This window comes from Dryocola clanedunensis (genome assembly GCF_038405435.1).
In the GTDB taxonomy this organism is placed as follows: domain Bacteria; phylum Pseudomonadota; class Gammaproteobacteria; order Enterobacterales; family Enterobacteriaceae; genus Dryocola; species Dryocola clanedunensis_A.
The window spans coordinates 160029-179780 of sequence record NZ_JBBYHZ010000004.1 but is presented as its reverse complement, the minus strand read 5'-3'; the positions used below and the strand labels follow the sequence as shown (position 1 = coordinate 179780).

Here is a 19752-nt window from a genome sequence, read left to right as displayed (position 1 = left end):
GCTTACCTCAACTGTAAAAGCTTTGCGCAAGGGAGCCGACCAGCAGCTGCCAGCCGTCCACCAGCACGAACAGCATCAGCTTGAAGGGCAGGGCAATCGTGGCGGGTGGCACCATCATCATCCCCAGCGCCATCAGCACGCTGGCGACCACCAGATCGATAATCAGGAACGGGATAAACACCGTAAAGCCAATCTGGAAAGCCGTTTTCAGCTCGCTGGTCACGTAGGCGGGCAGCAGGATACGCATCGGCACCACTTCCGGGCCCTCCAGCGGCGGGGTATTGGCCAGACGAGCAAACAGCGCAAGGTCCGCCTCACGCGTCTGGCGCAGCATAAACTCGCGCAGCGGCTGGGCGCCTTTTTCGATGGCTTCCGGCATCTCGATCTTGTTTTCGCTGAACGGCTGATACGCGTCGGTGTAAATCTTGTCGAACACCGGCGACATAATAAAGAAGGTCAGGAACAGCGCCAGGCCAAGCAGCACCTGGTTCGGCGGCGCGGAGGGCGTCCCGAGCGCGTTGCGCAGCAGGCCAAAGACGATGATGATGCGCGTGAAGCTGGTCATCATCAGCAGAATGGCGGGCAGGAAGGTCAGCGAGGTAATAAAAACCAGCGTCTGCACCGGCAGCGACCAGCTCTGGCCGCCGTTGGCCATCGGCTGGCTGACCAGTCCCGGCAGCTGCGCCAGCGCCTGGGGGGTGACAAAAAGCAGGCTTATCAGAAATCCCATTAACGAGAAGGACAAAAATCGTTTCATCAGGCTTTCCCGTTACGCTTTAGCAAATTTTTCATCAGATTCTGGAATTCAGCCTGTCCGGCAGGGGCAGGGTCGTTACTGACTACCGCAGGCGGCAACGTGTGCAGATGGGTTATCTGGGAAGCTGTGACGCCCAGCACCAGGCGAGCGTCCTCCACGTCGATAATCACCACGCGCTCGCGCGGGCCAACGCTTGCGCTCGCGCTGATGTTCAGCCCCTTCCGGGAGCCTGGCTTGCCGCCAAAGCCAAAGCGTTTGACCAGCCACGCCGCCAGCAGAATAAACAGGATGATGGCCGTTAATGCGCCGCTCACCTGGACGAGCGGCGAGCCGGCGCCCACGGCGGGCTGCTGAACAGCGGTCTGGGTCTTCATTGATTTAACGGCTCAGACGACGCATGCGTTCCGACGGCGTGATGATATCGGTGATGCGAACGCCGTATTTATCGGCCACCACCACCACTTCACCCTGGGCAATCAGATAGCCGTTGATCAGGATATCCAGCGGCTCACCGGCCAGGCCGTCAAGGGCGACGACGGAGCCCTGGGAGAGGCGCAGCAGCTCTTTGATGGTCATGCGGGTGCGGCCAAGCTCGACGGTCAGCTTGACCGGGATATCCATGATCAGATCGATATCCTGCATGGCCCCGGCAATGTCGTTGCCCTCCAGCGCGCGGAAGACGTTGTCGGCGGTACTTTTGCTGGAGACTTTCTGTTCGTTCAGCGCGTCAGCCCACAGATCGTCCACGGAGCCTGCATCGTCTTTGGACGGGTCGTTAATATCACTCATTTGGGCTGTTCCTCATTCAGCGAATTCAGTATCGGGTTGATCAAGTGTTCGACGCGCAGGGCGTACTGGCCGTTGAGCGTGCCGTATTGACTGGTCAGCACCGGTACGCCGTCGACGTGGGCCAGAATGCGATCCGGCTTGTCGACGGGCAGCACGTCGCCAGGTTTTAGTTTTAAGATCTGCGAGAGACGCAGCGGAATATCGGCAAAGTTCGCCACCAGCTCCAGCTCGGAATGCTGCACCTGGCGCACCAGCGTGTCGCGCCAGCTCTGGTCTTCCTGGCGGGAGTTTTCCAGCGGCGGATTCACCAGCAGCTCGCGCAGCGGTTCGATCATGCTGAACGGCAGGCAGATGTTGAACTCGCCGGTCAGGTTGCCGATCTCGACGTGGAACGGCGTATTGACCACGATGTCGTTCGGCGAGGTGGTGATATTGGTGAACTTCACCTGCATTTCGGAGCGCACGTACTCCACTTCCAGCGGGTAGATGGCTTTCCAGGCGTCGCTGTAGGCTTCCAGCGCCAGCTTCAGCATGCGGTTAATCACGCGCTGTTCGGTATGGGTGAATTCGCGGCCTTCGACTTTCGTCGGGAAGCGCCCGTCGCCGCCGAACAGGTTGTCCACGGCGATAAACACCAGGCTTGGGGAAAACACGAACAGGCCGGTGCCGCGCAGCGGTTTTAAGTGCATCAGGTTGAGGTTGGTCGGTACCGGCAGGTTACGGGCAAACTCATGGTAGGGCTGGATGCGAATCGCCCCGACGGTGATGTCCGGGCTGCGGCGCAACAGGTTAAACAGCCCCATGCGGAACTGACGAGCAAAGCGTTCGTTGATGATCTCCAGCGCCTGCAGGCGTTCACGCACCACGCGACGCTGGGTATTCGGGTCGTAGGGGCGGATGTTAGTTTCGCTGGCCGCCCCGGCCTTTGGTTCATCGCTGCTGTCGGCATCGCCGTTGAGCAGCGCGTCGATTTCGGCCTGTGAAAGAATGCTGTCGCCCATGGTCCTACCGCAAAATAAAGGCGGTATACAGCACGTCGCTGACCACCTGTTGAGGCTGACCAGCAACCAGAGGCGGCGCCAGCGTATTCTTAATGGCTTCTACCAGCTTCTGCTTGCCTTCATCGGTCGCAAGGGCAGAGGCGTCCTGACGGGAAAACAGCAGCAGCAGGCGGCTGCGCACTTCCGGCAGGAATTCGCTCAGGCGCTGGCGGGTGGCATCATCTTTCAGGCGTAGCGTAATGCCGATATACAGCACGCGGTCCGCATCGCCCAGGTTAACGGTGAAGGTATCAAGGGCGAAAAAGACCGGCGCAGGCGGCGGCTCGGGCTTGTCGGCCTGCGCCGTGGTCGGGTGCTGCTGCATCCGCCAGTAGCTGTAGCCTGCGGTGGCACAGGCGGCAAGAGTTATCAGGACCAGTAACGGCATCCAGATGGAGCGCCTGCGGCCTTTGGTCTGAGCGGTGTCGGTCATATCCCACGTTATTCCTGTATCGGTACTGCTTATGGACTGATTATCCCGCGCCGTCCACGGCATCAAAGCCTGGAAAACACGGGATAATTGCTGCTACCTCGGACGTTTGAGTTAAGTCACGTCGCTCAGGCAAAAATATCAACGGCGTTATTGCCGCTGGCAAGGCGCTGGATGCTGGCCGGAACCGCAGCGGATTCCGCCTCGCCGACTGGGCCCGGGAAGCTGCCCGCTGAACGCTGCGAAGCCTGCTGCTGGCCCGACTGCTGCTGTTGCTGGGCGAAGTTCTCGCCGCCGCTGCTGATGCTGCTCTGGCCGAGCTGGATGCCGCTTTCCGCCAGCGCCGTGCGTAACGTCGGCAGCGTGGCTTCCAGCGCCGCGCGCACGTGGCCGTGCGGTGATGTCATTTGCAGCTGCGCCTGGTTGTCATCGAGCTTCAGGGTGATCTGGATCTGCCCCAGGTCCTCAGGGTGCAGGCGCAGTTCGGCGCTCTGCTGGCCCTGGCGGGTAAACAGGGTCACCTGCTGGCTTACCGCCTGCTGCCACTCCTGGCTGCCAAGCTGGGCGCTGATCTGCGGCGCAACCGGCGTGGCGATTTGCGTGCTTACCGGCGTGCTGACGGTGGCGCTGCTTAGCGCAGGCGTGGCGGTTACGGTTGGGGCGGTGTTATTGCTGATGGCGCTGTCCCGGCTCTCTTTATCGACGGTGGCAGCAGGCAGCGCAGCGTCATCAACAGCCTGTTGGGCCGCTGGCGCTGGCGTTTTAACCGCAAACTTGTTGTCTTCTGTACCGTCCGGCGCGGTCAGGCTGTCTTCCGCTTTACCAGGCGTGGTTTTGGCCTGCGCGGAGCTGCCGCCCAGCAGGGCGCTCAGCGCTGAGGTTTCATCGCTATTCTTTCCGGCACTGGCCGCTACTAATGCCGTCGCGGGCGCAGCCGGATCCTGCTGCGGCAGCATGGCGAACAGCGCGCTCAGGGCCTGCATATCCGCCGGACTTAATTTATGACTGCCGTCAGCGGCGGTATCCGTCTCGGTTGTTTTGTCCTGCGCGAGTTCCTTGCCGGAGTTCGCCAGCAGGGCAGTCAGCGCTTCGGGCCGGTCCGCATCCAGCTTGTCCAGCAGATCGGCAAGCGTTGTTTTATCCGCCCCGGCATCATCTGCTGCTGCGTCTTTGCCGGTTACTTTCTTCAGCGCGGCGCTTAAAGAAAGGGTTTTGCCGTCCTCCAGCGTCAGCTGGCCCGGCAGGGCTTTGCCGAACAGGCTCAGGAAATCGTCGCTCAGGCCTTTCGTCTCTTTGCTGCTTTTACCGAAGGTCGTGCTCGTCAGGCCCGCGTCGGTATCGGCGGCGGTGGTCACCAGGGGCAGTTTGATCATTGGCTTTTCCTCATCGTTGCCCGCTGGGCGTATTCATCCATCAGTTTCTGATCGAGCTTGTTTTCCGCCAGCAGCCTCTCCGCCGTCCTGCGATCCCGCAGCGCCTGCCAGGCCTGCAGGCGCTGCTGCTTTTCCTGCCAGAAGTTCAGCGCCTGCTCGACCCTGCTGGTCCACTGCGTCAGCTGCTGGCGATGCTGGTCGATGGCCTTCTCCAGCGTCTGGATAAACTGCTGGTAGTTCTGCCAGCGCGTGCTGGCAATGCCCTGGCTCATGCTGTCGTTCAGGCTGTTGCGGTACTCAAACTGGTAGCCGATCAGCATGTTGAGCTGCTCTTCCGCCTGCTGAAATCCCCTGCGCATTTCGCCTAACCGTACCGCCGCGTTTTCAACGTCTTTTTCCGCAAGCTCGCGCAGGGTGTCCAGCGCCGTATTCTGGTTCATGGTTACCTCTCATCACACCGTCGGGAAGATAAGATCGAGCGCCGTGCAGGCGTCGTCCCACCCGCTGCGCTCAAAAATTCCCTGTTGTAAAAAGGCTTCCAGCTGTGGCCACAGCACGATAGCTTTATCGAGCATCGGGTCGCTGCCTTTGGCGTATGCCCCAACGCTCACGAGATCGCGGTTGCGCTGGAAGCTGGATAACAACTGCTTGAACTGCCTGACTCGTGCGTAGTGCTCATCGCTGATAAGCGCGGTCATGGCGCGGCTTATCGAAGCTTCGATATCAATAGCCGGATAGTGCCCGGCCTCGGCAAGGCGGCGCGAAAGCACGATGTGGCCGTCGAGGATCGCGCGCGCGGAGTCGGCGATGGGATCCTGCTGGTCATCCCCTTCGGTCAGTACCGTATAGAACGCGGTAATTGAGCCGCCGCCGTGGATGCCGTTCCCGGCGCGCTCGACCAGCGCAGGCAGTTTCGCAAATACCGAAGGTGGATACCCTTTGGTGGCCGGCGGTTCGCCGATGGCCAGCGCAATCTCACGCTGCGCCATGGCGTAGCGGGTGAGGGAGTCCATAATCAGCAGCACGTGCTGGCCCCGGTCGCGGAAGTCTTCGGCGATGCGGGTGGCATACGCCGCGCCCTGCATACGCAATAGCGGGGAAACGTCCGCAGGGGCGGCAATCACTACCGAGCGGGCGCGGCCCTCCGGGCCAAGAATGTTTTCGATAAAGTCTTTTACCTCGCGCCCGCGCTCGCCAATCAGCCCGACGACGATAACGTCGGCTTTGGTGTAGCGCGCCATCATCCCCAGCAGCACGCTCTTACCGACGCCGGAGCCCGCAAACAGGCCCATGCGCTGTCCGCGTCCGACGGTGAGCAGGGCGTTGATCGGGCGAACGCCGACGTCCAGCACGTCTTCGATTGGAGTGCGCTGGAGCGGGTTAAAGGGCGCGGCGCCGAGCGCGCCCAGGGTGGTCGTTTCCGGTGCGGGCAGGCTGTCCAGCGGGCGTCCGCTGCCGTCGAGCACTCGTCCCAGCAGCGCCGGGCCAAGAGGCAGCTGTTTGCCGCTGTGCAGGCCGCTTTCGCTGGTGGATCGGGCGTAAACGCGCGCGCCGGGCAAAATGCCTTCCACATCTTCCAGCGGCATCAGGAAAAGTTTGTCGCCGTTGAATCCGACGACTTCGGCCTCGACCTCGCGGCTGTGCTGCTCGATGATGCAGGTCGCCCCGAGGGGCAGCTGTAGCCCGGTGGCTTCGAGCACCAGGCCGGTAGCTCGGGTCAGACGCCCATAGCGGCGCACGGAGGGGAGCTGGGACATGCGCTCCTCAAAGCTATCCAGCGCGTTGAGCCAGCGGGTAAGCCGGGCGGTCATCACAGCACACCCGGCGCGGCGAGGCGGCAAAGTTCCTGCCAGCGCGTTGCCACGCTGGCGTCGAGATCGCCTTCGTCAGCGGAGACTTTACAGCCGCCCTGATGCAGGCTCGGATCCCCGCGCAGCCGCCAGCCGTGCAGGCTTAACGTTGCGCCAAGCATCTCTTCGACGCGCTGTAAATCGTCCGGGTGAACGCGCAGCTGCGGCTTGCCGCTGAAAATAGGCTCCTGCTGCAGCAGGCCCTGAATCTGTTTAATCAGCGCTGAGTTATCAACGCCCTGCGTGTGGCCAATCACCTGGCGAGCCGCCTCCAGCGCCATCTGCATCAGGCGTGAGGCGATAACGCTGTCCAGCGCATCCAGCGTGTACTGGAACTCGCTGACCAGCTGCTGCATGCGGGCGTGAACCGGAGCCTGCTGCTGTCTGGCCTCCGCCAGGCCCTGCTCCAGCCCCTGCTGAAAACCAGCTTTGCGGCCTTCTTCAATCCCGGCCTGGCGACCGTCGCTGAAACCGGCCTGGTGGCCCTGTTCGCGAGCCTGCGCCTGCATCATGGCCAGCGCATGCTGCAAATCCGGCTCGCTCTCCTGCTGCGCCTCGTCCGCCTGTTCGCCATCCGGCAGCGTTATGCGTTCAAACTCCGGGGCGGCAGGGGGGGCCAGATCGTCCGGCAGCCAGGTTTTCCACGGCAGCGAATCAGACATAGGTATCCTCGCTGGTGCCAATCACCATCTCGCCGGTTTCCGCCAGGCGGCGCACGATAAGCAGGATCGCCTTCTGTTCGTTCTCCACCTGCGACAGGCGTACCGGGCCACGGTTGGAGAGGTCGTCGCGCAGAATGTCCGCCGCACGCTGGGACATGTTGCGCAGGAACTTCTCGCGCAGCGGCTGTTCGGCACCCTTCAGGGCGACCAGCAGGGATTCGGACTCCACTTCCTGCAGCAGGCGCTGGATGCTGCGGTCGTCCACCTCCACCAGGTTTTCGAACAGGAACATCTCGTCGATGATTTTCTGCGCCAGCTCGCCGTCGAAGTCGCGCACCGCGGTAATAACCGCTTCTTCCTGCTGGGTTTTCATCAGGTTGATGATTTCCGCCGCCGTTCTCACGCCGCCCATTTTGCTGCGCTTGAGGTTCTGGCCGTCGAGCAGGTTGTTGAGCACTTCGGTCAGCTCCGCCAGCGCCGCAGGCTGCACGCCGCCGAAGGTGGCGATACGCAGCATGACGTCGTTGCGCAGGCGCTCGTCGAACAGCGCCAGGATATCCGCCGCCTGGCCGCGCTTGAGGTGCACCAGAATCGTGGCGATGATCTGCGGATGCTCGTCGCGAATCAGATCCGCCGCGCTCTGCGGCTCCATAAAGTTGAGCGTCTCCATGCCCGAGGTGGTTTCGCGGGTTTCGAGAATATCTTCCAGCAGGCTGGAGGCGCGCTCTTCGCCCAGCGCTTTGACCAGCACCGAACGCAGGTAGTCGTTGGCGTTGACGGAGAGGGCGGCGAACTGTTCCGCCTCCTGCTCAAACTCTGCCAGCACGTCGGTTAACTGCTTGTTGGAAATCTGGCGGATGTTGGCCATCGCCGCGCTGACGTGCTGCACTTCACGCGGGCTGAGGTGCTTGAACACCTCGGCGGCGCGGTCTTCGCCAATCGTCATCAGCAGAATGGCGCTCTTTTCGGTGCCGGTAATACTCATAGTTCGGTACTCATCCATTGGCGGATAACCAGCGCAACGACGCGCGGATCGTTATCGGACATGTCGCGGATACGCTGGCTCATCACTTCGGCGCTCAGGCGCTGGTTGGCTTTACGCTGCATCTGCTGTTCGTCTTTGCTCAGGCGAACGGAGACGGCATCTTCTTCTTCCTCACGCTGCTTCAGGGCTTCAGTCTGCGCCTTCTGCAGCTCCGCCTTACGCTGCAGCTGCGGTCGGATGCCTTTGCGCCACAGCAGCCAGGCGACAATCAGCACGATTAACCAGCGGCCTGCGGACATCAGCATGTCGAAGAAGGCCTGCTGCTGCCAGAACGGCAGTTCGCCACCTGTCTCATCGCTTGCGGTAAACGGTGAATTCACCACGTTCAGCGTATCGCCACGCTTCTGCGAATAGCCCATCGCTTCGCGCGTCAGGTCCTCAATCTGTTTGATCTGGTCGTTGGTCAGCGGCAGCGGCTTGCCGTCTTTTAGCTGGCGATAGTTCACCACCACCGCAACCGACAGGCGTTCGATATCGCCGGTGTTCAGTTTGGTATGGCGGATGGTGCGATCAACTTCGTAGTTGGTGGTTTCATCGCGCTGGGTGTTGCTGGAGCCGCTCTGCCCGGAGGTAGAAGTTGTCTGCGTCTGCCCGCCGTTTGCCGCCTGCTGCCCGTTAGCCTGATTCTGCTGCGCAGGCGTGGTGATCGGGGCGTTGTTCGGTGGCGCAGGCTGGTTGGACAGGGCGCCGGGCACGCCGCCAGGCGCGCGGCCGTTGACCTGCTCGCTCTGGTTCAGCTGGCGCGAGCGCACCGCCGTCTGGCTCGGGTCGCTGTTCGGGCGGTACTGCTCTTCGGTCTGCTCTTTATTAGAGAAGTCGATCTGCGCGGTGACCTGGGCGTGAACGTTGCCGTTGCCGACAATCGGCCCGAGGATGGATTCAATACGGCGCTGGTAGCGGTTTTCAACGTCGGCGGCGTATTTCAGCTGCGCGTCGTTGAGGTCGCGCCCGGCGGTGTTGGACTGGGTCAGCAGATGACCGCCCTGATCCACAAGCGTCACGTTACCCGGCGGCAGGCCCGCCACGGCGCTGGAGACCATATGGACCACGGCGCTGATTTGCCCTTCATCAAGGGCGCGGCCGGGCTGCAGGCTCAGGGTAACGGAGGCGGAGGGGGCTTTCTGCTCACGGACGAATAAAGAAGGCTTCGGCATGGCGAGGTGAACGCGGGCGTTCTTCACCGGGCCGAGCGTCTCGATGGTGCGGGCAAGCTCCCCCTCCAGCGCGCGCTGGTAGTTAACCTGCTCGCTGAACTGGCTGATGCCGAATTTTTCCTGATCCAGCAGCTCAAAGCCCACCGCGCCGCCTTTTGGCAGCCCCTGCTGGGCCAGGCGCAGGCGCAGGTCGTATACTTTGTCCGCCGGGACTTCTATCGCGCTGCCGTTGTCGGAGAAGCGATAGGGGATATTCATCTGGGTCAGCTGGGTGACAATCGCGCCGCCGTCCTGGTCGGCCAGGTTGCTGTACAACACTTTATAGTCAGGCTGTTTTGCCCACAGCGCCAGGGCCACGATAATCGCGATGGCGGCCGCACCCGCGACGATTAATGGGATCTTTGGGTTTTCACGCAGCCGCGCGATCCACTCCTGAGCTTTACCGGGAGGTGTTTGTGTCTGTGCCGCAGCGGTCATTGCGTACCTCGCGGCTTAGCGAAGAGAGAAAAATTCGTATAAAGAGTGGACAAAACGAGCTCCCGGGTCGACAAACACGACAAAAGTTCCAGATAGATGGCGAGGTCATTATTTTCTTTTCGGGAAATTTCGATGGCTGAATTAGGTCGGTTTTTTACGTCTATTTAACGCCTTTGTCCTATTGACAAGGTGGTAATCTTGCCGCGTTCAACAAAACTGGGGCAGAAAAATGGCAATTCAGGGGATCGAAGGCGTTATTCAGCAGCTGCAGGCAACCGCGCTTTCCGCGGGCAATCAGGTGCAGAGCTATGAGCCGAAGGTGAGCTTCGCCGGGGAATTACAGGCCGCGCTAGGGCGCATCAGCGATACGCAGGCGGCGGCAAGAACCCAGGCGGAAAAATTTGCGCTGGGCACGCCGGGCGTGGCGCTAAACGATGTGATGGTCGATCTGCAAAAATCCTCCGTTTCCATGCAGATGGGCATTCAGGTGCGCAACAAGCTGGTTTCCGCTTATTCAGAAGTGATGAATATGCAGGTATAACCGCCTGGCGGGGGAGAAACGCTGGCAGGCAAAGGGCTTTAATGCCAAAATTCTTTTTTCTCCGCAGTCAGGACAGACGATGAAGAAGGTTGCCATTTTTGTAGCGCTGCTCGCCCTCAGTGGTTGCGTGCAGGTTGATGATTATCGTGAAGTTGTGAAAACGCCGGCCCCGGCAGGGTATGCGGGCTACTGGCAGTCGGAAGGGCCGCAGAGTGAGATGGTCAGCCCGGAGGCAATCGCCTCGCTGATCGTCACCCCGGAAGGCGACACGCTGGACTGCCGCCAGTGGCAACGGGTGATTGCCGTGCCGGGCAAGCTGACGCTGCGTTCCGACACGCTGTATAACGTCACCGCCAAACGTGAAATCTATAATATCGAACGTGAAGGCGATCGCCTGGAGTATGCGGGCATGACGCTAAAACGCGTTGACCGCCTGACGCAGGAGTGCGCGGATTACCTGGAAAAGCATCCGCTGGCACCTGAAGTGAAATGATTAGCGTGGTGGATGGCGCATGCGCTTATCCACCCTACGCTTTACTGGCTTTAATTACAGCACATCCTCCATCACCCATACGCTGACGCTGCCGCCGTTACAGGTAAACGTGGCGCTGCCGTTCTCATCCGTCGTGACCGTCTCTTCGCGATTGCCCAGATAATCGCGCCAGTTTTTACTGCCGTAGTTATCCCCAAGCTCAATGGTCTTCTCGCCTTCGTCGCCGTTGGACAGCACCACGACGCAGCCCGGCATCTCATCCGTACCGCTGCGGCTGAAGGCAATGCAGTTAGGGTGGTCGAAATAGAGCGTCTGAACGCCGTGGGCGAAACGCTCGCGGGCGTGGATCAGGTCGTCGAGCTGCTCAATAACCGGCATGTCGATGTGATAGGTTTCGCCGTCGCCGCCTTCGTCGTCGTAGCTTGCCCCGAACAGGTCCGCATAAAACACGGAGGGTACACCGTTTTCACGCAGCAGAATCAGCGCGTAGGCCAGCGGTTTAAACCATGGCTCCACCGGGGCCTCCAGCGCCTGCAGCGGCTGGGTATCGTGGTTGGTGACCAGCGTCATAGCGTGGAACGGGTCTGCTTCCACTAAGGTGCCGGTGAATATCTGGCTCATGTCGTAGTCGCGGCCCTCTTTGGAGGCCTGGTGGAATTTCATCTGCAGAGGGGCGTCGAACAGCAGAGTTTTACCGTCTACCTGGGCGATGTATTCCTGAAGCTTATCGACCTCGTGGGACCAGTATTCGGCCACGATAAACAGCGGCTGCTCCGCCACTTCCTGCACGTGTTCGATCCACTCTTTGTAGAACCAGGCCGGGATGTGCTTCACGGCATCAAGACGGAAGCCGCTGCAGCCGGTTTGCTCCATCACCCAGCGCGCCCAGTATTTGATCTCCTCGGTCACCGCCTTGTTGCGGAAATCGATATTCTCGCCCATCAGGTAATCGAAGTTGCCCAGCTCGTCGTCCACCTGGTCGTTCCAGCCGTCCCCGGTGTAGTCGTTGATAATTTTGAAGATGCCGTCTTCGGTTGGGTTTTCGATGTGGTCCACGCCGCTGAAGCACTTGTAGTCCCAGATAAACTCGGAATATTTTCCGGCGCGGGCAGGGAAGGTGTAGCGGGTCCAGGCCTCGCATTCAATCACTTCATCAGAGATTTCGTTGCGGTTATCCTGGTTGACGCGGTTAACGCGAACCTTCTCTTTTTCGTCGGCGCCCATTTTGTGGTTGACCACCACGTCCAGCAGTACGCCGACGTTATTTTCCTTCAGCGCCTTGAGGGCGGCCAGCAGCTGAGCCTTATCGCCATATTTCGTGGCAACGCTGCCCTTTTGATCGAACTCCCCCAGGTCGAACAGATCGTAGACGTCATAACCGACGGAGAAACCGCCCGAGCTGCCTTTATAGGCCGGGGGCAGCCAGATCATATTCACGCCAATTTCATTCAGATTGGGGGCCAGCGCTTCAACTTCACGCCACAGCTCACCGCCGCCGGGATAGTACCAGTGGAAACATTGTAATAAGGTCGGATTGCGCATAGTCGAGCTCCATGAGGCAGGGATCACAATTATGGCTTATTTATGTGAATTTGCCCGGTGCGATAAAGCGCTGGCTTTGCCGCACCTCAGGCTCAGGAGGGAACGTCCTGGCTGTCTCTTGGTGCCAGAATCTGCCCGCCCTGTTTGCCGTAGGCGGACAGCACGGACTGCTGAATGGAGGATTGCCCCACCAGTTTGGCCAGCTCATCCATGCGGGCCTGCAGCAGGCGCTTCACCTCGCTTTCGTTGTCGAGAATAGCGCGAAGCACGGGGCGAAGCTGTTCCTGCGTTTGCGTGGAGATCTTAATATCGCGCATGGATTGAGCCAGTTCATGCACCGCCTTAACGTAATCCATTTCACTGGCGATCAGATCGTCCCACAAGCCCGCCCGGGCGTTGCGCAGCATCACCTTACTTTGCTCTAACAGCTGCTGATAGAGGGTATACAGTTGCGGTGCATGGTTCATTAGACGACGTCCTGGATCCGGTTAGGCGACTGAACTTCTTTCCAGGCGTCGGCAATGTTTCTCAGCAGGTTTTCGACCTCTTCGATCGCGCCGATATCATTGTGCAGGTTGGCCTGAAAAATACGTCGTACCATATAGGCATAAAGCGCGAGCAGATTCTGCGTCAGCTCATCGCCGCTTGTTTCATCGATGCCGACCTTCAGGCCGTTATCGATGATGTTAATAGCTTTGGAGAGCGACAGGCCCTTGCCCTCCAGGTTGCCGTCCTGCAAAAACAGCCGCGCGCGCACTAAGGCGTTGAGCGCACCGTCAAACAGCATGGTGACCAGCTGCTGCTGGCTTGCGCTCATCACCGCGCTTTCGACTTCCATTTTTGCGTAGGCCTGAGTACCTCTTGCGCCGTACATGTCTTCTCCTGGGTTAATTAACTTTTACTGCTGCTGGCTGACTCAAACTGCTGGGTCAGATAGCTGCTGGTGGAGTTCAGCGAGTTCATCAGCACGTCCAGCTGGGTAAACTGCGCTTTATAGCGGGCCATTTCGGTGTCGATGCGGTCGCTGGCCTTGTTGTACTGATCGGTCAGGTTGTTCAGCGTCTTGCTGACGCCGTCTTTGGCGGCCTGGATAATCCCGGTGCTGGACAGCCAGCTCGTCAGGTTGCTGCCGATGGTGGTGGTAATGCCGGAGGTTTTGCCATCGCCGACAATCATGTCTTTAACGCCGGAAGCATCTTTTTTCAGCGCCGTTTCCAGCTTGCTGTTATCCAGCTCCAGCTTGCCGGTGTCCGGGTCCGTGGTGATGCCAATCTGCGCCAGCGTTTTAAAAGAAGAGCTGCTTTGCGCATTGGTCAGCAGGCCTTTCAGCTGCGTCTGGATGGTGCGCAGGGTGCTGTCACCCAGCAGGGCGCCGTTGCTGGTGTCCTGGGCGTCCGCGCCGGTGTCCACCGCCGTGTATTTGGTCAGGGTGCCGAAGGTATCCTGCAGCGCGTTATAAGCGTCGACCCAGGCCTTAACGGCGGTTTCCGCTTTCGACGTATCTTTGGTGATGGTCAGCGTCTGGTTGCCGGTGGTGACATCGTTCAGGTTAAGGGTGATGTCTTCCAGCGCATCGCTGATGGTGTTGCTGCTGTTGGTAATTTTAATGTTGTTAACGGTCAGCTCGGCGTTCTGCGCGGTAACGCTCTCTTCCATGCCGTTACCGGCGTCGGTGCTGGTGCCGCTGTAGCCCATAAAGGATTGCAGGGCGCTGTCGCCGCTGACGCTAAGGCTCATGGCGTTGTCGCTGCCGGTATCGTCAGAGGTCACGGACAGGCGGTACTGGCCGCCGCCGACGTTGATGATGCTGGCGCTGACGCCCGCTTTGGCATTGTTGATCGCGTCTCGGATACCGGCCAGGGAAGAGTTAGCGGCGCTGATATCAATCTTGACGGGCTTTTTATCGCCGCCCTGCTGGATAGTCAGCACGCTGTCGCCGGTGGCAATCGCCGTTTTGCTGTCCGGCTGAGAATTTTTGGTCGTCAGCGTTTGCGCCTGGGCCAGCTGGGTAACGCTAATCGTATATTTCCCGGCAACGGCATTGCCGGTTGTCGTTGCGCTGAATGCATCAGAACTGCTGCTTGTAGATGTGGCAGTAAACAGATCGGCTTTATTCAGTGCGCTATTCGCAGTCTGGAAGGTTTCCAGCGCGCTTTTTAAGGTGCCGTAAGCGCTGAGCTTTGCGGTATAGGAAGTCTGTTGGGTAGAGATAGGTTTTAAGGTCGCTTTTTGCGCGGCTTCCAGGCCGTCCAGAATATTGCTCAGATCCAGGCCAGACCCGACTCCCAGCGTTGAAATACTTGCCATATTTTTTCCTTAACGTATCGACGCATATAATGAATACCGGGATTATCGGCCTGGAAAACACAAAGTTTACGATTAATTTGTTTTTTTTAATGGCGGGAATAGCGGCAGCGGTAAAGAGTATTTCCGCCGCTAAAAAAATAACGGCAGGAGGAGAAAAAAAATCTAAAGGTTGTGGGGGACCAGACGATAACAGGTTTAACGGCGTGGAGCCGAAGGGTGGAAACCCAACCCATAAACCCTAGAGTTGAAACACAGGAAAACAAATCATGGCACAAGTCATCAATACCAACAGCCTCTCGCTGATTACTCAGAACAACATCAACAAGAACCAGTCCGCTCTGTCCAGTTCTATTGAGCGTCTGTCTTCTGGCTTACGTATCAACAGCGCGAAAGATGACGCTGCGGGCCAGGCGATTGCTAACCGTTTCACTTCTAACATCAAAGGTCTGACTCAGGCTGCCCGTAACGCCAACGACGGTATCTCTCTGGCGCAGACAACTGAAGGCGCGCTGTCTGAAATCAACAACAACTTACAGCGTGTACGTGAGCTGACCGTTCAGGCTACCACCGGGACTAACTCCGATTCCGACCTGTCTTCAATCCAGGACGAAATCAAATCCCGTCTGGACGAAATTGACCGCGTATCGGGCCAGACCCAGTTCAACGGCGTGAACGTGCTGGCTAAAGACGGCTCCATGAAGATTCAGGTTGGTGCTAACGATGGCGAAACTATCTCTATCGATCTGAAAAAAATTGATTCCAAAACGCTGGGCCTGTCAGGCTTCAGCGTAGATGGCGCTCAGAAAGTCACTGGCGGCGCTCTGATTGCTGATTTTGGCGCAACCGGTACTGATAATTATAAAGTTGGGGCTGCTACATATAACGTAGATGTTTCATCTGGGGCAGTGACTTCCGGTAACGCAGCACAGTACATCAGCGCGGCTGATGGTTCGTTCACTGTCGATGCTACTACAGATAACGCAGGTAAAATCTCTACCGCTGCTGATGCTACTGCTATCGCAACTAAAGCAGTTGGTAAAAAAGATGGCGATAAAATTACCGTTAACAACGTTGAGCTGACTTTAGTTGGTGATGCGGATGCTAATGGTAACGCCTCCTTTAAAGCGACCATCGGTGGTAAAGATGTTGCTCTGTCAACTACTGGTAGTACTTCTACTGTTGGTGCATCAGCTGCATTGGGTGGCCAGGCAATCTACACAGATGCTTCTACTGGCCAGTTAACAACAGCGGCAACTCTTGATAACCGTGCTGCAAAACAATCCGACCTGGATCTGCAGGGCGCAACTAAACAAGGCAGCACCCTGTCAATCAATGGCAAGAAATACGACGTGAACGCAGCTGGTGACGAAGTAACTGCTTCCTTCACTGATGCTGGTGGCACCACCACCACACAAGCTGTTTTCTTAGGTAAAACTGCTGCAGGTGCTACTACCCTGATCAGTGCAGACGCCGCAGCTTCTCAGAAATCTACCTCTGATCCTCTGAAAGCTTTGGATGATGCTATCAGCCAAATTGATAAATTCCGTTCTTCCCTGGGTGCTATCCAGAACCGTCTGGATTCTGCGGTAACCAACCTGAACAACACTACCACCAACCTGTCTGAAGCGCAGTCCCGTATTCAGGACGCCGACTATGCGACCGAAGTGTCCAACATGTCTAAAGCGCAGATCATCCAGCAGGCCGGTAACTCCGTGTTGGCTAAAGCTAACCAGGTGCCACAGCAGGTTCTGTCCCTGCTGCAGGGCTAATCGCCTTAAACCTGTAAAACCCTGCTCCGGCAGGGTTTTTTGTTTTTTCCGCTCCCATACCCGCAAATAACCCCCCCTTTCGCCCACTATTCTGACGATTAAAACCCCTGCAGAAACGGATAATCATGCCGATAACTCAACTAACGCAGGGCTGTTTATCGTGAATTCACTGTATACCGCTGAAGGTGTGATGGATAAACACTCGCTGTGGCAGCGTTATGTTCCGCTGGTGCGTCACGAAGCATTGCGCCTGCAGGTTCGTCTGCCGGCGAGTGTTGAACTTGACGATCTGCTACAGGCGGGCGGCATCGGGTTGTTAAACGCAGTCGATCGCTATGATGCCCTGCAAGGAACGGCATTTACCACCTACGCGGTGCAGCGCATCCGTGGGGCAATGCTTGATGAACTGCGCAGCCGCGACTGGGTGCCGCGCAGCGTCAGGCGTAACGCCCGCGGCGTGGCACAGGCGATTGGTCAACTGGAGCAGGAGCTGGGGCGCAACGCGACGGAAACGGAAGTGGCGGCGCGTCTGGATATCCCGCTCGAAGAGTACCGTCAGATGTTGCTCGACACCAATAACAGCCAGCTCTTCTCTTATGACGAGTGGCGGGAAGAGCACGGCGACAGTATCGAGCTGGTTACCGAAGAGCACCAACAGGCAAATCCTTTGCAGCATCTGCTGGAAAGCAATTTGCGCGGACGGGTGATGGAAGCGATTGAAGCGCTGCCGGAACGCGAACAGCTGGTGCTGACCCTTTACTATCAGGAAGAGCTCAACCTCAAAGAGATTGGCGCCGTTCTGGAAGTGGGGGAGTCGCGGGTCAGCCAACTGCACAGCCAGGCGATCAAACGCTTACGCATCAAGCTGGGTAAGTTGTAGGGAGTGCCGCACGACTGGCAGACCACCTGGACATTAACATGACGGTGCAGCAACCGAAAAGACGGCCACTAAGCCGCTACCTGAAAGACTTTAAGCACACGCAGACCCACTGCGCGCACTGCGGCAAGCTTCTTGACCGTATCACGTTGACGCGCGGCGGAGAGATCGTCAACAAAGCGACCATCGCGCAGCTCGACACGCCCATTGACGAGGCCGCCTGGCTCACCGAACAGCAGCAGTGGATGGCGCTTTGCCGCTTCTGCGGCGACCTGCACTGCAAAGAGCAGGGCAACTACTTCGACATCATCGGCTTTAAGCAGTATCTGTTTGAGCAGACGGAAATGAGCCACGGCACCATCCGCGAATATGTGGTGCGTCTGCGTCGCCTGGGCAACCATCTTGCTGAACAGAACATCCCCGCGCCTGACAGCTTACAGCAGCTGCTGGATGACTCCCTTGAGGCATGGCTGCCGCCTGGCAGCACCAACAACTACCGCATTGCGCTGCGTAAGTACTGGCAGTTTCAGATGCAGATCGCAAATCTGTCCGTTAGCGGGCAGGAAAATAAAGCAACTTCAGATATATATTAATATGGAATAAGTTGTAGCGGACTGGTTTTGACGGCTAACGGCAAGTCGCTACACTACGACAAAATAATGCATCGCTGGGGTAAAAATGAAAATAGCAATGGTAGGACGTCAGGCGCTGATGGGCGTGCTGGCTGTGGCGCTGGTTGCCGGGGCAAGCGTAAAAACCTTCGCGGCAGAAAATTTACTCAATAAAGTTAAAGAGCGCGGCACGCTGCTGGTTGGGCTGGAAGGCACCTATCCTCCGTTCAGCTTCCAGGGTGACGACGGCAAGCTGACAGGTTTTGAGGTCGAGTTCGCCGAGCAGCTTGCTCAGCATTTAGGCGTGAAGGCCGCGCTGAAACCCACCAAATGGGACGGCATGCTGGCATCGCTGGACTCCAAACGTATCGATGTGGTGATTAACCAGGTCACGATTTCTGACGAACGTAAGAAGAAGTATGACTTCTCCACGCCGTACACCGTATCCGGTATCCAGGCGCTGGTGAAAAAAGGCAATGAGGGCAGCATCAAAACGGCGGCTGACCTGAAGGGGAAAAAGGTTGGCGTGGGTCTGGGCACCAACTACGAACAGTGGCTGCGTGAAAACGTGCAGGGCGTAGACGTTCGCACCTATGATGACGACCCGACAAAATATCAGGATCTGCGCGTAGGCCGTATCGACGCCATTCTGGTTGACCGCCTGGCGGCGCTGGATCTGGTGAAGAAAACCAAGGACACGCTGGCCGTAGCGGGCGATGCTTTCTCCCGTCAGGAAGCGGGCGTTGCGGTTCGTAAGGGCAACGAAGATCTGGTTACCGCTATCGACAAGGCCATTGCCGATATGCAGAAAGACGGCACGATGAAAAAGCTGTCTGAAAAATGGTTCGGTGCTGACGTCACCAAATAAGCACTGAGCAGATCCCCGGGCGGATACGTGAAAGCGTGATCCGCCTTTTTTATTTGTATTTGCGGGCGGCGGCCCGTGTTGGTACATAATGAAGGATGTGGATTTACCTATCGGTTTAATGGAGTAGCTCATGTCGTTGCACAATCTGACCCGTTTCCCGCGCCTGGAGTTTATCGGCGCGCCTACGCCGCTTGAGTACCTGCCGCGTTTTTCTGACTACCTTGGCCGGGAAATCTTCATCAAGCGTGATGACACCACGCCAATGGCGCTGGGGGGCAACAAGCTGCGCAAGCTCGAGTTTCTGGCGGCGGACGCGCTGCGCGAGGGGGCCGATACGCTGGTCACGGCGGGGGCGATCCAGTCAAACCATGTGCGCCAGACGGCGGCGGTTGCGGCAAAGCTGGGGCTGAAATGCGTGGCGCTGCTCGAAAACCCAATTGCCACGCATGCGGAAAACTATCTCACTAACGGCAACCGGCTGCTGCTCGATCTCTTCGATGCGGAAATCGAAATGTGCGACGCGCTGCACGCGCCGGACGCCCAGCTTGAGGACCTTGCCATCCGGCTGGAAGCCCAGGGGTTCCGCCCTTACGTTATTCCGGTTGGCGGCTCGAACGCGCTGGGTGCGCTGGGCTATGTGGAAAGCGCGCTGGAAATTGCCCAGCAGTGCGACAGCGCGGTGAGCGTCTCGTCCGTGGTGGTGGCATCCGGCAGCGCGGGAACGCACGCGGGGCTGGCCGTTGGGCTGGAGCAGGTGATGCCGGACGTTGAGTTAATCGGCGTGACGGTGTCCCGCACCGTTGCCCAGCAGCAGCCGAAAGTTGAGGCCCTACAGCAGTCCGTTGCGCATTCCCTTGATTTAACGGCCCGGGCGCCCATCACGCTGTGGGACGATTATTTTGCGCCGGGCTACGGCACGCCGAACGAAGAGGGGCTGGAGGCCATTAAGCTGCTGGCCCGTCTGGAAGGCATTCTGCTTGACCCGGTCTATACCGGAAAGGCGATGGCCGGGCTAATCGACGGCGTGGCGCAAAAGCGCTTTAAAGATAACGGCCCGATTATTTTCGTGCATACCGGTGGGGCTCCGGCGCTGTTCGCCTACCATCCGCACGTTTAACCGGTTTTTGTAGGGTGGATAAGCAAAGCGTCATCCACCATTTTTATAAA

Annotated in this window: 23 protein-coding genes; 8 read left to right on the top strand and 15 right to left on the bottom strand. The window is 58.4% G+C overall.

Annotated features, from left to right (window positions below):
- Window positions 1-7: 7 nt before the first annotated feature.
- From fliP to fliF, 11 genes are all read right to left on the bottom strand, one after another.
- Window positions 8-757: a flagellar type III secretion system pore protein FliP gene (gene fliP, locus AAE045_RS11395; protein WP_455547817.1), complete on the bottom strand. Its 750-nt coding sequence runs from the start codon at window positions 755-757 to the stop codon at window positions 8-10.
- Window positions 757-1131: a flagellar biosynthetic protein FliO gene (fliO, locus tag AAE045_RS11390; RefSeq protein WP_455547816.1), complete on the bottom strand. Its 375-nt coding sequence runs from the start codon at window positions 1129-1131 to the stop codon at window positions 757-759. Before fliO ends, fliP begins: the two co-directional genes overlap by 1 nt.
- A 4-nt stretch (window positions 1132-1135) precedes the next feature.
- Window positions 1136-1546: a flagellar motor switch protein FliN gene (gene fliN / locus AAE045_RS11385; protein WP_455547815.1), complete on the bottom strand. Its 411-nt coding sequence runs from the start codon at window positions 1544-1546 to the stop codon at window positions 1136-1138.
- Window positions 1543-2547, bottom strand: coding sequence for a flagellar motor switch protein FliM (gene fliM / locus AAE045_RS11380; RefSeq protein ID WP_455424972.1), 1005 nt, complete (start codon window positions 2545-2547; stop codon window positions 1543-1545). The genes fliN and fliM overlap by 4 nt, the downstream gene beginning before the upstream one ends.
- 4 nt (window positions 2548-2551) lie before the next feature.
- Window positions 2552-3019, bottom strand: a complete 468-nt coding sequence (gene fliL / locus AAE045_RS11375) for a flagellar basal body-associated protein FliL (protein ID WP_455547814.1) — start codon at window positions 3017-3019, stop codon at window positions 2552-2554.
- A gap of 125 nt (window positions 3020-3144) precedes the next feature.
- On the bottom strand, window positions 3145-4389 hold the full coding sequence (locus AAE045_RS11370) for a flagellar hook-length control protein FliK (protein ID WP_455547813.1): 1245 nt from the start codon (window positions 4387-4389) through the stop codon (window positions 3145-3147).
- On the bottom strand, window positions 4386-4829 hold the full coding sequence (gene fliJ / locus AAE045_RS11365; RefSeq protein WP_455547812.1) for a flagellar export protein FliJ: 444 nt from the start codon (window positions 4827-4829) through the stop codon (window positions 4386-4388). The genes AAE045_RS11370 and fliJ overlap by 4 nt, the downstream gene beginning before the upstream one ends.
- Before the next feature lie 12 nt (window positions 4830-4841).
- Window positions 4842-6200: a flagellar protein export ATPase FliI gene (gene fliI, locus AAE045_RS11360; protein WP_455547811.1), complete on the bottom strand. Its 1359-nt coding sequence runs from the start codon at window positions 6198-6200 to the stop codon at window positions 4842-4844.
- The gene (fliH, locus tag AAE045_RS11355; protein ID WP_455547810.1) at window positions 6200-6901 is read right to left on the bottom strand and encodes a flagellar assembly protein FliH; all 702 of its coding nucleotides are present in this window, start codon (window positions 6899-6901) and stop codon (window positions 6200-6202) included. The genes fliI and fliH overlap by 1 nt, the downstream gene beginning before the upstream one ends.
- Entirely contained in the window at window positions 6894-7886 is a 993-nt protein-coding gene (fliG, locus tag AAE045_RS11350) for a flagellar motor switch protein FliG (protein WP_455424966.1), read from the bottom strand. Before fliG ends, fliH begins: the two co-directional genes overlap by 8 nt.
- On the bottom strand, window positions 7883-9577 hold the full coding sequence (fliF, locus tag AAE045_RS11345) for a flagellar basal-body MS-ring/collar protein FliF (protein WP_455547809.1): 1695 nt from the start codon (window positions 9575-9577) through the stop codon (window positions 7883-7885). The genes fliG and fliF overlap by 4 nt, the downstream gene beginning before the upstream one ends.
- Before the next feature lie 229 nt (window positions 9578-9806).
- Between fliF and fliE the strand changes: the two genes are divergently transcribed.
- A complete protein-coding gene (gene fliE, locus AAE045_RS11340) occupies window positions 9807-10118 on the top strand; it encodes a flagellar hook-basal body complex protein FliE (protein WP_455424964.1) in 312 nt (103 codons plus the stop codon).
- A 79-nt stretch (window positions 10119-10197) separates the two neighbouring features.
- A complete protein-coding gene (gene yedD, locus AAE045_RS11335; protein WP_455547808.1) occupies window positions 10198-10611 on the top strand; it encodes a lipoprotein YedD in 414 nt (137 codons plus the stop codon).
- A 54-nt stretch (window positions 10612-10665) separates the two neighbouring features.
- On the opposite strand, the gene amyA is transcribed toward yedD, so the two are convergent.
- The 4 genes from amyA to fliD form a co-directional block, all read right to left on the bottom strand.
- Window positions 10666-12153, bottom strand: a complete 1488-nt coding sequence (amyA, locus tag AAE045_RS11330) for an alpha-amylase (protein ID WP_455547807.1) — start codon at window positions 12151-12153, stop codon at window positions 10666-10668.
- Between the two features lie 92 nt (window positions 12154-12245).
- Complete coding sequence (gene fliT, locus AAE045_RS11325) at window positions 12246-12620, bottom strand: flagella biosynthesis regulatory protein FliT (protein WP_455547806.1); 375 nt, start codon at window positions 12618-12620, stop codon at window positions 12246-12248.
- On the bottom strand, window positions 12620-13027 hold the full coding sequence (fliS, locus tag AAE045_RS11320; RefSeq protein ID WP_455424959.1) for a flagellar export chaperone FliS: 408 nt from the start codon (window positions 13025-13027) through the stop codon (window positions 12620-12622). Before fliS ends, fliT begins: the two co-directional genes overlap by 1 nt.
- A gap of 17 nt (window positions 13028-13044) precedes the next feature.
- Window positions 13045-14460, bottom strand: a complete 1416-nt coding sequence (gene fliD, locus AAE045_RS11315) for a flagellar filament capping protein FliD (protein ID WP_455547805.1) — start codon at window positions 14458-14460, stop codon at window positions 13045-13047.
- Between the two features lie 29 nt (window positions 14461-14489).
- Here fliD and AAE045_RS11310 point away from each other — a divergent pair, with 29 nt between their 5' ends.
- The 6 genes from AAE045_RS11310 (at window position 14490) to dcyD (ending at window position 19702) form a co-directional block, all read left to right on the top strand.
- Window positions 14490-14702: a hypothetical protein gene (locus tag AAE045_RS11310; RefSeq protein ID WP_455547804.1), complete on the top strand. Its 213-nt coding sequence runs from the start codon at window positions 14490-14492 to the stop codon at window positions 14700-14702.
- 24 nt (window positions 14703-14726) lie between these two features.
- Complete coding sequence (locus AAE045_RS11305) at window positions 14727-16229, top strand: flagellin N-terminal helical domain-containing protein (RefSeq protein ID WP_455547803.1); 1503 nt, start codon at window positions 14727-14729, stop codon at window positions 16227-16229.
- Window positions 16230-16389: 160 nt separating this feature from the next.
- Window positions 16390-17109 carry an RNA polymerase sigma factor FliA gene (locus tag AAE045_RS11300; RefSeq protein ID WP_455424955.1) on the top strand — a complete coding sequence of 240 codons (720 nt, stop codon included), beginning with the start codon at window positions 16390-16392 and terminating at the stop codon, window positions 17107-17109.
- A gap of 38 nt (window positions 17110-17147) precedes the next feature.
- On the top strand, window positions 17148-17699 hold the full coding sequence (fliZ, locus tag AAE045_RS11295) for a flagella biosynthesis regulatory protein FliZ (RefSeq protein ID WP_455547802.1): 552 nt from the start codon (window positions 17148-17150) through the stop codon (window positions 17697-17699).
- Between the two features lie 85 nt (window positions 17700-17784).
- Window positions 17785-18585: a cystine ABC transporter substrate-binding protein gene (gene tcyJ / locus AAE045_RS11290; RefSeq protein WP_455547801.1), complete on the top strand. Its 801-nt coding sequence runs from the start codon at window positions 17785-17787 to the stop codon at window positions 18583-18585.
- A gap of 130 nt (window positions 18586-18715) precedes the next feature.
- The gene (gene dcyD, locus AAE045_RS11285; RefSeq protein ID WP_455547800.1) at window positions 18716-19702 is read left to right on the top strand and encodes a D-cysteine desulfhydrase; all 987 of its coding nucleotides are present in this window, start codon (window positions 18716-18718) and stop codon (window positions 19700-19702) included.
- Window positions 19703-19752 lie beyond the last annotated feature (50 nt).